The organism is Streptomyces sp. NPDC056948 (genome assembly GCF_042674225.1).
GTDB lineage: Bacteria > Actinomycetota > Actinomycetes > Streptomycetales > Streptomycetaceae > Streptomyces > Streptomyces purpurascens.
The window spans coordinates 1-11,612 of record NZ_JBHUQX010000309.1; the positions used below are offsets into that span (position 1 = coordinate 1).

At 72.8% G+C, this 11,612-nt stretch carries 14 protein-coding genes; 10 read left to right on the forward strand and 4 right to left on the reverse strand.

The features are described 5' to 3' along the window. On the forward strand, nucleotides 1-867 hold an 867-nt coding region (locus ACFTZL_RS31555), incomplete at its 5' end, for a helix-turn-helix domain-containing protein (RefSeq protein WP_382589550.1). A gap of 104 nt (nucleotides 868-971) precedes the next feature. Continuing rightward, nucleotides 972-2,162: a CaiB/BaiF CoA transferase family protein gene (locus tag ACFTZL_RS31560; protein WP_382589553.1), complete on the forward strand. Its 1,191-nt coding sequence runs from the start codon at nucleotides 972-974 to the stop codon at nucleotides 2,160-2,162. A 27-nt stretch (nucleotides 2,163-2,189) separates the two neighbouring features. Here ACFTZL_RS31560 and ACFTZL_RS31565 read toward each other — a convergent pair whose 3' ends face one another. The 3 genes from ACFTZL_RS31565 to ACFTZL_RS31575 all read right to left on the reverse strand — a co-directional run bounded on the left by ACFTZL_RS31565 (nucleotide 2,190) and on the right by ACFTZL_RS31575 (nucleotide 4,678). After that, the gene (locus tag ACFTZL_RS31565; RefSeq protein WP_382589556.1) at nucleotides 2,190-3,188 is read right to left on the reverse strand and encodes a TerC family protein; all 999 of its coding nucleotides are present in this window, start codon (nucleotides 3,186-3,188) and stop codon (nucleotides 2,190-2,192) included. An 84-nt stretch (nucleotides 3,189-3,272) separates the two neighbouring features. Next, nucleotides 3,273-3,917, reverse strand: a complete 645-nt coding sequence (locus ACFTZL_RS31570; RefSeq protein WP_382589559.1) for a phosphoribosyltransferase — start codon at nucleotides 3,915-3,917, stop codon at nucleotides 3,273-3,275. A 104-nt stretch (nucleotides 3,918-4,021) separates the two neighbouring features. After that, nucleotides 4,022-4,678: a dienelactone hydrolase family protein gene (locus ACFTZL_RS31575; RefSeq protein ID WP_382589562.1), complete on the reverse strand. Its 657-nt coding sequence runs from the start codon at nucleotides 4,676-4,678 to the stop codon at nucleotides 4,022-4,024. Between the two features lie 147 nt (nucleotides 4,679-4,825). Here ACFTZL_RS31575 and ACFTZL_RS31580 point away from each other — a divergent pair, with 147 nt between their 5' ends. The 6 genes from ACFTZL_RS31580 to ACFTZL_RS31605 all read left to right on the forward strand — a co-directional run bounded on the left by ACFTZL_RS31580 (nucleotide 4,826) and on the right by ACFTZL_RS31605 (nucleotide 10,029). After that, a complete protein-coding gene (locus tag ACFTZL_RS31580; RefSeq protein ID WP_382589565.1) occupies nucleotides 4,826-5,848 on the forward strand; it encodes a GlxA family transcriptional regulator in 1,023 nt (340 codons plus the stop codon). Then, nucleotides 5,845-6,447, forward strand: a complete 603-nt coding sequence (locus tag ACFTZL_RS31585; RefSeq protein ID WP_382589568.1) for a DJ-1/PfpI family protein — start codon at nucleotides 5,845-5,847, stop codon at nucleotides 6,445-6,447. The genes ACFTZL_RS31580 and ACFTZL_RS31585 overlap by 4 nt, the downstream gene beginning before the upstream one ends. A 54-nt stretch (nucleotides 6,448-6,501) precedes the next feature. Then, nucleotides 6,502-6,957, forward strand: coding sequence for an archease (locus ACFTZL_RS31590; RefSeq protein ID WP_382589570.1), 456 nt, complete (start codon nucleotides 6,502-6,504; stop codon nucleotides 6,955-6,957). A 40-nt stretch (nucleotides 6,958-6,997) separates the two neighbouring features. Then, entirely contained in the window at nucleotides 6,998-8,104 is a 1,107-nt protein-coding gene (locus ACFTZL_RS31595) for a CapA family protein (protein ID WP_382589573.1), read from the forward strand. A 76-nt stretch (nucleotides 8,105-8,180) separates the two neighbouring features. Beyond that, complete coding sequence (locus tag ACFTZL_RS31600) at nucleotides 8,181-8,633, forward strand: YbhB/YbcL family Raf kinase inhibitor-like protein (RefSeq protein ID WP_382589576.1); 453 nt, start codon at nucleotides 8,181-8,183, stop codon at nucleotides 8,631-8,633. Nucleotides 8,634-8,763: 130 nt separating this feature from the next. Further along, a complete protein-coding gene (locus tag ACFTZL_RS31605; protein WP_382589579.1) occupies nucleotides 8,764-10,029 on the forward strand; it encodes an MFS transporter in 1,266 nt (421 codons plus the stop codon). 30 nt (nucleotides 10,030-10,059) lie between these two features. On the opposite strand, the gene ACFTZL_RS31610 is transcribed toward ACFTZL_RS31605, so the two are convergent. Next, nucleotides 10,060-10,488 carry a VOC family protein gene (locus tag ACFTZL_RS31610; protein WP_382589582.1) on the reverse strand — a complete coding sequence of 143 codons (429 nt, stop codon included), beginning with the start codon at nucleotides 10,486-10,488 and terminating at the stop codon, nucleotides 10,060-10,062. 273 nt (nucleotides 10,489-10,761) lie between these two features. Here ACFTZL_RS31610 and ACFTZL_RS31615 point away from each other — a divergent pair, with 273 nt between their 5' ends. Then, on the forward strand, nucleotides 10,762-11,136 hold the full coding sequence (locus ACFTZL_RS31615; protein WP_382589585.1) for an SH3 domain-containing protein: 375 nt from the start codon (nucleotides 10,762-10,764) through the stop codon (nucleotides 11,134-11,136). A 53-nt stretch (nucleotides 11,137-11,189) separates the two neighbouring features. After that, nucleotides 11,190-11,567 (forward strand): peptidase M23, encoded by a 378-nt coding sequence (locus tag ACFTZL_RS31620; RefSeq protein WP_382589588.1) that lies wholly within the window; start codon nucleotides 11,190-11,192, stop codon nucleotides 11,565-11,567. Nucleotides 11,568-11,612: the final 45 nt, after the last annotated feature.

An 11,612-nucleotide genomic window follows, 5' to 3' on the forward strand; every position in this document is an offset into this window, starting at 1 on the left:
CCCGACACGGCCGAAGCGGAGCAGGCCGGGACCACGCCCGGCGTGGCCATCGCAGAGCGCCCCGGGACGACAGCCAAGCAGGACGGAGTCCAACCCGGCACGGTCGTCGCGGAGCCCGCCGCGCCCAGCGTCGTCGACGCGGTGATACTCGAGCGCGCCGCCGTTGCCCTGCGGCTCGTTCTCGACCGTACTCGTGGTCGGGCCCCGGCCGAGGACCCGGCGTTGGTCGAGACCCTTCTCGATGCCACGGCCCCGGAGCAGGCGCGCCTGTACAGCGCCCGTCGGCTCGGCCTGGACCTCACGGCACCGGCGCGGGTTCTCGCCCCGCTGAACAACCGGCCTCGGGTCGTACCCGCCGGGACGGAGGGCCCGGGCGTCGCGGAGTCCCGGCCGGTTGCCCCGGACGCCCGGCTCGGGGTGGGGCCCGCCGTGCCCGTGCTCGAACTGCCCCGGTCATGGGCGGCGGCCCGTACCGCCCTGCGGTTCACCGCCGAGGGCACCCCGCAGGACCCCGGGCCGCGGGTCGTGCACGCCGATGAGCTGGGCGGGATCGCCCTGCTCGCCGACCTCGTCGTACCGGGCGCCGAGCCGCCGCCCGACGTCCGTGCCCTGGAAACGGCCACGGCGACCACGCCCTGGTTGCTGGCCACCCTGCACGCGGTCGCGTCCACGGCGAGCCTGCGGGCGGCCGCCACCGGGATCAACGTCCACCACTCCACGCTCCAAGACCGGCTGACGCACGCGGAGCACCTGCTCGGCTGGCCGGTACGCACCCCGCAGGGCCGGCTCCGGCTCCAACTGGCCCTGGCCATGCGGCACCTGGCCCGCCCCTGGCCGACCGGCCCCGCGGGTACGACCCGGTTGTGATACGACCCGTCGTGATCCAGATCGCGCCCATGGCCCGTGCCACGGCCCGCCGCCCGGGAGAGACTGTCCGGGCGCCGTCCGTACGAGGTTCAGGAGCATGAGGCATGAGCGTGCAGCGCTATCCCCTGTCCGGGGTCACGGTGGTCAGTGTGGAGCAGGCCGTGGCCGCGCCCTATGCCACCCGGCAGCTCGCCGACCTCGGTGCCCGTGTGATCAAGGTGGAGCGGCCGGGCGGCGGCGACTTCGCCCGCCGTTACGACACGACCGTGCACGGCCACTCCAGCTATTTCGTGTGGCTCAACCGCTCCAAGGAGTCCCTCACGCTGGACCTCAAGGACCCGCGCGGCCGCGAGATCCTGCACGACCTCCTCGACGGCGCGGACGTGTTCGTGCAGAACCTCGCCCCGGGCGCCGCCGCCCGGCTCGGCCTGGACGCGGCCACCGTCACGAGCCACCGCCCCGGCCTGATCCCCTGCACGATCTCCGGCTACGGCACGACCGGCCCGTGGGCCGACCGCAAGGCCTACGACCTGCTCGTGCAGTGCCAGACCGGGCTGGTGTCCCTGACGGGAACCCCTGAGGGGACCGCCCGGACCGGGATCTCCGTGGCCGACATCGCCGCCGGGATGTACGCCTACAGCGGCGTCCTCACCGCCCTGTACACCCGCGCCACCACCGGCGAGGCCCACCCGGTGGAGGTGTCCCTGTTCGAGGCGCTCGCGGAGTGGATGGGCCAGCCCGCCTACTACACCCGGTACGGCGGCATCCAGCCCCCGCGCCTCGGCACCCAGCACGCCACCATCGCGCCGTACGGGACGTACACGGCCTCCGACGGCAAGGAGGTGCTGTTCTCCATCCAGAACGAGCGGGAGTGGACGGCCCTGTGCGCGGAGTTCCTCGGCCGGCCGGATCTGGTCGACGATCCGCGCTTCGCCACCGCCTCCGACCGCGTCGCCCACCGCGAGGAGCTCAACACCGTCGTCGCCGGCCGTTTCGCCCGCTCCGGCTCCGACGAGATCCTCAAGGACCTGGAGCGCATCGGCATCGCCTGCGCCGGGGTCAACGACGTCGCCGCGTTCCTGGACCACCCGGTACTGGCCGGCCGCGGCCGCTGGACCGAGGTGGCGGTGCCGGGCGCCACCGTCGAGGCCCTGCTCCCGCCCGCCGACCTCGCGGGCCTGCCCGCGCGCATGGACCCCGTACCGGCGGCCGGCGAGCACACCGAGGCGATCCTCACGGAGCTGGGCCGCACCGGCGAGGAGGTGGCGGCACTGCGCGCGGACGGCGTCGTCTGACGGCGAGCCCCGGCCCTCGGTAGAGACCTAGCGGGACCCGGCGTCGCGCTGCGGCGCCCCCTCCGCCTCCTCCGCCTCCTCGGCCTCCTGCTTCTTCGAGGCCCGCAGGCTGGTGATCGTCGTGACGGTCAGGACCAGCACGATGAAGCCCAGCGAGAAGGGGATGCTGATCTCGGGCACATGGACGCCCGACTCGTGCAGGGCGTGCAGCACCAGCTTCACGCCGATGAAGCCGAGGATGATCGACAGCCCGTAGGAGAGGTGGACCAGCTTCTTCAGCAGGCCGCCGATGAGGAAGTAGAGCTGGCGCAGGCCCATCAGGGCGAAGGCGTTCGCGGTGAACACGATGTACGGGTCCTGGGTGAGGCCGTAGATCGCGGGGATGGAGTCGAGGGCGAACAGCACGTCGGTGGAGCCGATCGCGAGCATCACGACCAGCATCGGGGTCATGATCCGCTTGCCGTTCTCGGTGATGAACAGCTTCGTGCCGTGGTAGCGGTCGGCCACCCCGAAGCGCTGCTCCGCCATCTTCAGCAGCTTGTTCTCCTGGTACTCCTCCTCGTGCTGGTCCTTGCGCGCGTCCTGGACCAGCTTCCACGCGGTCCAGATCAGGAAGGCGCCGAAGATGTAGAACACCCAGGAGAAGGCGGCGATGATCGCCGCGCCCGCCGCGATGAAGACGGCCCGCAGCACCAGGGCCACCAGCACGCCGACCATCAGCACCCGCTGCTGGTACTGCGAGGGCACCGCGAACTTCCCCATGATCAGGACGAACACGAAGAGGTTGTCCACGCTGAGTGACTTCTCCGTGATGTATCCGGCGAAGAACTCACCGGTGGGCCCGCTCCCACCGAAGTACCAGAGCCCCAGCCCGAACAGCACGGCCAGGACGACCCACACCACCGTCCACGTCCCGGCTTCCTTGATCGACACATCGTGGGGCTTGCGGCCGACGAAGAAGTCGACGGCGACGAGCACGCACAGGGCTGCCACGGTCAGCAGCCATACGGATAGCGAGACGTTCACTGTTGCTCCTGGTGCAGGTGTGGGGTTGGGACATCGTTGTCCGCAGTGGCCGATTTCCGCCACACCTGCCAGGTGAACAATTGGTCAAAGCTGCACGTGGAGCGCGTCCAGGACGTCCTGGTCCGTCAACTGGTCGAAGTTCTCGTACCAGAGGCCCACGGCCATGAACGCGGCCGGCTGGTGGAGGCAGATCACCTCGTCGGCCTCGGCGCGCATCAGCTCGGCCGCCTCCGGCGAGCACACCGGCGCGGCCAGCACCAGCCGTGCGGGCTCCTGACGGCGTACGGAGCGCAGCGCGGCGCGGGCCGTGGAACCGGTCGCCAGGCCGTCGTCGACGACGATCACCGTCCGTCCGCGCAGGTCGGGGGCGGGACGGCCCTGCCGGTACAGCCGCTCGCGGCGGCGCAGTTCCGCGCGCTCCCGTTCGATGACGGGGGCGAGAGCGGCCACGCCGAGGCCCAGATGGCGCAGGGCGTCCTCGTCGAGGAGCGGCACCTCGTCCCCGGCCATCGCGCCGACGCCGTACTCCTCCTGGAAGGGCGCCCCGATCTTCCGTACGACGAGCACGTCGAGCGGGGCGTCCAGCGCCGCCGCGACCTCGCTCGCCACGGCGACCCCGCCGCGGGGCAGGGCCAGGACGAGCGGACGGGGCAGGGCCCCCTCGTGCTGCCGGGCGCGCAGCTTCTCGGCCAGTTCCCGGCCTGCCTGCCGGCGATCGCGGAACCGCATGACGGTCACCTCTGCTTCCCGCACGGAGAGGGCCCTCGGCCGGCCCGGCCTCCGCGTACCCCCTGCCCGGCGGACAACGCACCGGTGGCGGGGCCCGGCCGGTGTCAGCCCGCCGTCATGCTCAGTTGCTCGTCGCACCACTGCCGGGCCGCCTCGGTGACGCGGTCCAGCGTTCCCGGCTCCTCGAACAGATGGGTGGCGCCGGGCACCACGTGGAGGGTGTGCGGGGATTGCAGCCGCCGGGCCGCTTCCTCGTTCAGCCGCAGCACGTGCTGGTCCCGGCCTCCCACGATGAGCAGCACCGGGGCCCGGACGGCGTCCAGGGCGTCGCCCGCCAGGTCGGGCCGGCCGCCGCGCGAGACGACCGCCGTCACCCGGCCGGGCCGTTCGGCGGCGGCGACCAGGGCCGCGCCCGCGCCGGTGCTTGCGCCGAAGAGGACGACGGGCAGGCTCCGGGTGCCGTACCACTGCTCCAGCCAGTCGATGGCGGCCACCAGCCGGCGCCCCAAGAGGGCTATGTCGAAGCGGAGTTCGGCGGTGCGCAGGTCCTGCTGTTCCTCCGCCTCGGTGAGCAGGTCGATCAGCAGGGTGCCGAGTCCGGCGGTACGCAGACCGGCGGCGACCTCGCGGTTGCGGGGGCTGTGCCGGGAGCTGCCGCTGCCGTGCGCGAACAGCACGACCGCGCGGGCGTCCGGCGGCAGGTTCAGATCACCGGTGAGCGCGGCGCCGCCGGCGGGCACGGTGACCGTCTGGGTGATCATCGGAGGTCTCCTCTCCCCCGGTTCCCTCGGTTCCCCCCGATTCCCTCGGTGGGTCCTGCCGTCCGCCTACCCACGCCGCGGCGGCCGTCCCGCGGGTGGCATGGCGCGATCTGTGGGATGAGTGTCGTTGACGCCATGACCGGGCGGATGGAGCGTAGAAGCGTGACTCCACGAGGGACTCCACGTCGTATCGTCTTCGTCGTTTTCGACGGCTTCCAGCCGCTCGATCTCACCGGCCCGCACGAGGTGTTCCACAGCGCGGGCGACTACGCCTGCGAGGTCGTGGCCTCCCGGCCGGGGCCGGTCAGGTCGGCCAGTGGGCTGCTCGTGCACGCCGCGCACGGCGTTGCGGACCTCGACCCGGCCGCGACGGACACCCTGGTGGTGGTCGGCGGGCAGGGTGTCGACCGGGCCCGGGAGGACGCGGCGCTGGTCTCCTGGATCGCCGCCGCCGCGGCCGGTGCCCGGCGCGTCGCCTCGGTGTGCAGCGGGGTGTTCCTGCTGGCGGCCGCGGGGCTGCTGGACGGACGGCGGGTCACCACGCACTGGGCCCGGGAGGAGCAGCTCGCCCGGGAGCATCCCGAGGTGCGCGTGGACTGCGACCCGATCTTCGTCCGGGACGGGCGGGTGTGGACCTCGGCCGGGGTGACCTCCGGCATGGATCTGGCGCTCGCCCTGGTGGAGGACGACCTGGGCCGGGACGTCGCGCACGCGGTGGCCCGCAGGCTGGTGCTGTTCCTGCGCCGTCCGGGCGGCCAGTCGCAGTTCAGCGTGGCGCTCTGGTCGCGGCAGCCGGCGACCGACCCGGTGCGGGCGGCCGTGGGCGCGATCCACGCCGATCCGGGCGCCCGGCACGACATCGCCGGCCTCGCCGCGCAAGCCGGGCTCAGCCCGCGTCACCTCCAGCGCCGCTTCACCTCCGAGCTGGGCGTGCCGCCCGCCACGTATGTCGAGGGGGTGCGCGTCGAGGCCGCCCAGCGCGCGCTGACCGAGGGCGATGAACCGGTCGAGGCGATCGCCCGTCGCTGCGGCTTCGCCACGGCGGAGACCCTGCGCCGCACGTTCCACCGCCGGCTCGGCGTCGCGCCGTCGGACTATCGCGCCCGGTTCCGCTCCACCACGGGACCTGTCGGCGCCCACCCTGTCTCAGAGGAAGGAGAAACCGTATGACGACATACGGACTGCTGGTCTTCGAGGAAGCCGAGGAGCTCGACTTCGTGGGGCCCTGGGAGGTCTTCAACGTCTCCGCCCGACTGCGCGACGGCGCCGACACGGCCGTGCTCGTCGCCGAGCATCCCGGCCCGGTGCGCTGCAACAAGGGCCTGCGCGTGCTGCCCGACCACACCCTGGACGACCATCCGCCCCTGGACGTGCTGCATGTGCCGGGCGGGCGGGGCGCGCGTGAGGCCCAGCTGCACAACCCGGTGGTCACCGACTGGATCGGGAGGACGGCGGAGCGGGCCGCCTGGGTGCACGGCGTGTGCACCGGCACCTTCCTGCTGCACGCGGCGGGTCCCGCCCGCGGGCGCCGGGTGGCCACCCACTGGAGCCAGGAGGACACCCTCGAGGCGCGGGGCGACGTGACCGTCGTCCGGGACGTCCGCTACGTCGTGGACGGCAACCTGGTCACCAGCCAGGGCGTCTCGGCCGGCATCGACAGCGCACTGTGGCTCGTCGGCCGGCTGCACGGCCGGGACCACGCGCGGGAGGTGCGCCGCTACATCCAGTACGACCCGGCTCCGCCGTACCTCGCGGACGAGCCCTTCTGACCGCCGAGGCGGCCCGCGCTGCATGGGTGGGCCGGTGTCGGGCAAGCGATGTTCATGGGCGGTGACACGGGCGACGGCGGGCAGGGACGGCAGCCGGGCGAGTGCGGGCACCGGGCGGTGCCGCATCCGGGTGATATCCGGATCGAGGCGTGGGCGGCGTGCCGGGAGCACTGTCTGGCGGAGGCCGTCCTGGCGATGGTGGAGTGCTTCGCGAACGTCTCCGGGGTGCGGCCCACGGCCGTGGACCGGGTGCGGCTGGCCGAGGCCAGCGACGACGACCTGCTGGCGACGCTGCTGGACGAGGTCATCTTCCGGTGGGAGGAGTACGGCCAGGTGCCCGTGGACGTGGAGGCGGACGAGGCCGACGGCGGCCTGGACGTGCGGCTGGCGGTCACCGGGCTCGAGGACGTGGAGATCACCGGGTCGGTCCCGACGGCGGTGGCGTGGGAGGAACTGCGGATCGGGCCCGATCCGTACGGGTGGTCGTGTGCGGTGAGGGTCGACGCCTGAGCGACATGAGCGGCCTGAGCGGTCGTCCTACCGTGGAGGTGTGGACGGCGGCATCGTGACGCTGTTCCTGTGCGGTGATGTGATGCTCGGGCGCGGCGTGGACCAGATCCTGGCGCATCCCGGCGATCCGGCACTGCGGGAGGCGTACGTCGAGGACGCGCGGTCCTACGTCCGGCTGACGGAGTCGGCGCACGGCCCGGTGCCCGCGCCCGTCCCGCCCTCCTGGCCGTGGGGCGAGGCGCTGCGCGTGCTGGACGCGTCCGCCCCGGACGCCCGGATCGTGAACCTGGAGACGTCGGTGACGAGCGGCGACACGTTCGCGCCGGACAAGGAGATCCACTACCGGATGCACCCGGCCAACCTGCCGGCCCTGGCCGTGGCCCGCCCCGACGTGACCGTCCTGGCCAACAACCACGTCCTGGACTTCGGCCGCCCCGGCCTGCTGGAGACGCTGGACGCGCTGGGCCGGGCGGGCCTGCGGACGGCGGGTGCGGGACGTGCCGCCGATGAGGCGTACGCACCCGTCGCGGTCCCTCTCCCGGGCGGCCGCCGGCTGCTGGTGTTCGCCCTCGGTGCACGCTCCAGCGGGATCCCGTCCGGCTGGGCGGCGACGGCGGAGCTGCCGGGGGTCGCGTATCTGCCCGCGCTCTCGCCCACCGCGGCCGACGCCGTGGTGCGGCACATCCGGCGGGCCGGACGGCCCGGTGATCTCACCGTCGTCTCCGTGCACTGGGGCTCGAACTGGGGCTTCCGCGTGCCCCGGGAGCAGGTCCGTTTCGCGCACGCCCTGGTGGACGGCGGTGCCGACGTCGTTCACGGGCACTCCTCGCACCACCCCCGCCCGCTGGAGGTGTACCGGGACCGGCTGATCCTCTACGGCTGCGGCGACTTCGTCGACGACTACGAGGGCATCTCCGGCTACGAGAAGTACCGCGACGACCTGCGGCTCGCGTTCCTCGTCTCGGTCGAGGCGGACAGCGGACGGCTGGCCGGGCTGCGCATGGTGCCGCTGCGGGCGCGGCGGATGCGGCTGGAGCCCGCGTCCGGGCCGGACCGTGCCTGGCTGCGGACGACGCTCGACCGGATCAGCGGCGGGGTGGGCGTGACGCTGGCACCCGACGGATCGCTGGCGCTGGCGGGCGGATGATCCGGTGGCCGCTCAGCCGGCCGGGCGATCGGCCCCGAACCGCATGTCCGGGTCCCCCAGGGGTACCCCGGGCCATATGACCGGCATCGAACTCAGCAGTAACGCGTTCAACGACCACTCCTTCATCGCGCGCCGGTACTCGTACGAGGGACCGAATGTCTCCCCGCCGCTGGCCTGGAGCGGCGTACCGGACGACGCGGCCGAGCTGCTCCTGCTCTGCGAGGATCCCGACGCCCCGTCGGGCACCTTCGCGCACTGGGTCGTGGTCGGCATCGACCCGCACAGCGACGGCGTCGAGGCCGGGCACTGCCCGCCGGGCGGCAGGGAGCTCGTCAACAGCTACGGGCAGCAGGGCTGGGGCGGCCCGCATCCCCCGCCGGGTGACGACGCCCACCACTATTTCTTCCGGCTCTACGCCCTGTCCGAACCGTGCGCCCTGCCCGACGCGCCCGGCGCGGAGCAGGTGCACCAGGAGGTCGAGCAGCACCGGCTCGCTGACGGGACGCTGGTGGGGCTGTACCAGCGCTGACCCGCCGAGGCACAACGGTTGGTTGTGGCTCGGGTGACGGACGGTTGTTTGCTTGCCCGGCCCGGTCCTCGCTTGGATGGCTCCCGGTCAACACCGGGTTGTCCGCGGGAGCTGGGAGTGTGCGCCGGGTATGGCGGGCAGACGGTCGCTGGGGCGGCGGTTCGGGTGGCTGTGGGGTGCCTACGCGGTCAGCGCGGCCGGTACATGGCTCGCGTTCGACGCGTTCGCCCTGATCGCGGTCCTCGCGCTGGACGCCGGGCCGACGCAGGTGGCGCTGCTGGCCGCGGCGGGACCGGCGGTCGGCGCGGTGGTGTCGGTGCCGCTCGGGCCGTGGGTGGAGGTCCGCCGCAAACGACCGGTGATGATCGCGACGGACCTGGTCCGGTGCGCGGTGCTGCTGAGCGTCCCCGTGGCGTTCGCGCTGGGCCGGCTGAGCTTCGGTCAGTTGCTGCTGGCGTCGGTGGCCGTGGCGGCGGCCGACATCACCTTCAACGCGGCGGCCGGGGCGTTTCTCAAGGACCTGGTGCCCCGGCGGGACCTGCTCGTCGCGAACGGGCGGTTCGAGGCGACGAACTGGACCGCGAGCATGGTCGGGCCGCCGCTGGGCGGGGCCGCGATCGGGCTGTTCGGCCCGGTGGCGAGCGTGGTGGCGAACGCGGTGAGCTACCTGCTCTCGGCGTTCGGGATCGGGGCGATCGGCGGCGGCGAGAAAGCCCCTGCCCCGTCCCTGTCCGCCGAGGCCCGGCCCCGGGCGGGCGACCTGCTCGACGGCTGGCGGTACATCCTGGCCGATCCGGGCCTGCGCCCGCTGTTCTTCCACACGGTCCTGTTCAACGCCCTGGTCATGGCGTCCTCGCCACCGCTCCTGGTCTTGATGGTCGACCAACTGCACTTCGTCCCTTGGCAGTACGCCCTCGCCTTCGCGGTGCCCTGCACCGGCGGCCTGCTCGGCTCCCGGCTGGCGCCACGGCTCGTCGCGCGGTTCGGCCGGCACCGGGTCCTGCGCACAGCCGGGGTGCTGCGGGCCGGCTGGCCGCTCGGACTGGCCTTCGTCGGCCCCGGCCCGGCCGGGCTGGCGCTGGTCATGGTGGTCGAGTTCGGGCTGATCACCTGCTGCGCCGTGTTCAACCCGGTGTTCGCCACGTACCGCCTCGACCGGACCCCCGCGGGCCGGGTCACCCGCACCCTTGCCGCCTGGTCGGCCACCGGCAAGGCCACCCTCGCGGCCGTGACCGCGCTGTGGGGACTGCTGGCGGGCCTGACCGGCCCCCGCACGGCCCTCGCCCTCGCCGGTGCCCTCCTCCTCACCACCCCGTTCCTGCTCCCCCGCCGGGACCACGCACCGGACATCGGCCCCGGGCCGACTCGCCTGCCGCTCAATGCGGACGGCGGCTGACCGGGGCCGACAGGAGGTTTCCGGGTCGGATCAGACCGCCCCGGGCACGTCCTCCGTGACGCCGTTCAGCGGGGAGGACGGGTCGGTGCCGTACGGGCGGGTGATGATCTCCAGGCCGTGGCCCGCCGGGTCGAGGAAGTACACGCCTCGGCCGCCGTCGTGACGGTTGATCCGGCGCGGCTGATTGCCGTGCGGGTCGGCCTGGATGGGGATCCGGGCATCGACGAGACGGGCGAGGGCCGCGTCGAACTCTTCCTCGGAGACGAGGAACGCGTAGTGCTGCATGGGAATGTCGGCGTCGATGGTGAGAAAGTCCAGCGTGACGCCGTTGGCGGTCGTCACCGGCAGGAACACTCCGGCCGGTGCCCCGACCTCGAGTCCCAGGATCTCCGCGAGAAAACGAGCGGACTTCTCCCGGTCTCGGGACAGGACGATGGTGTGATTGAACTCGACTGACACTGGTCAATGCCTCCACGGGCATCTTCGCGGCGCCTCCATGCCTCACCCGGTCGGTGACCGGCACGCGATGCCGCGCCGTGGATCGTAGACAGAGGTGGCGAGGGGCGTCGAGCGGTTTTCGGCCGCATGGGGCAGGGTGTCCGAACGCTCTCGTCCCTGCCGTCCCTGACAACCCTGACAATTGTCAGGGACCGTGTCGCCCCAGGTCTCCCTACAGTGCTGAGCGTCGGCCACGAGCCGCACCGCTGCACATCAGTTCAGGGGGAACTCGACATGTCCACTCGCATCTTCGCCAGGGCCGCGCTCGTCGGCGCCGGGGCGCTCGCACTGCTCGGCCCGCTCACCGCGGGAACCGCCGCGGCGTCCGCCGCCGGCCAGGAGGGCGTTGCCCGCGTCAAGGCGGCGCCCTACGCGGTCGTGCCGTACGAGAACGTCAACGTCCGCTACGGACCCGGCACCACCTACGGCAAGATCACCACCAGCCCGGCGGGGCAGCCTCTCGGCGCCTACTGCTGGACCCGTGGCGAGCGCATCACCGACAACGGCTACAGCAACGACGTCTGGGTGAAGCTCCTCGAGGGCTACGTCAGCGCCGTGTACCTCAAGGGCAACGAGTACGGCGACCTGCCGGCTTCGGCGCGCTGCTGACCCGGACCATGACCCACTCCCGACCACTTCAACGTCCTACGGGGGACAGACACATGAAGCGACTGATCAGCCGTACCGCCATGGGCCTCGCCGCGGCCGCGCTCACCGTCGGCGCGCTCGCGAGCACCGCCCAGGCGGCCCCGGCCGCCGCCGCGAACAACGGCGACCCGACCCTCACCGACGTCTACATCTGGGCCACCGACGTCAACCTGCGCCAGCAGCCGACCACCGACTCCCCGCGTCTCGCGGTCCGTTCGAAGTGGTGGGCGGACGCCGTGTGCCAGACGCAGGGCCAGACGGTGCACGACCCGGCCGTGGGCACCAACAACTGGTGGACCGCCGTCATGGAGTTCTCGGGCAGTGACATCGCCTGGGTGAACAACCTGTACATCCGGGGCGGCGAGAAGATCGCCGGAGTCCCGGACTGCTGACGCACCATCGCTCCACACGCCTGCGGCGGGTCACCGGGAGACCGG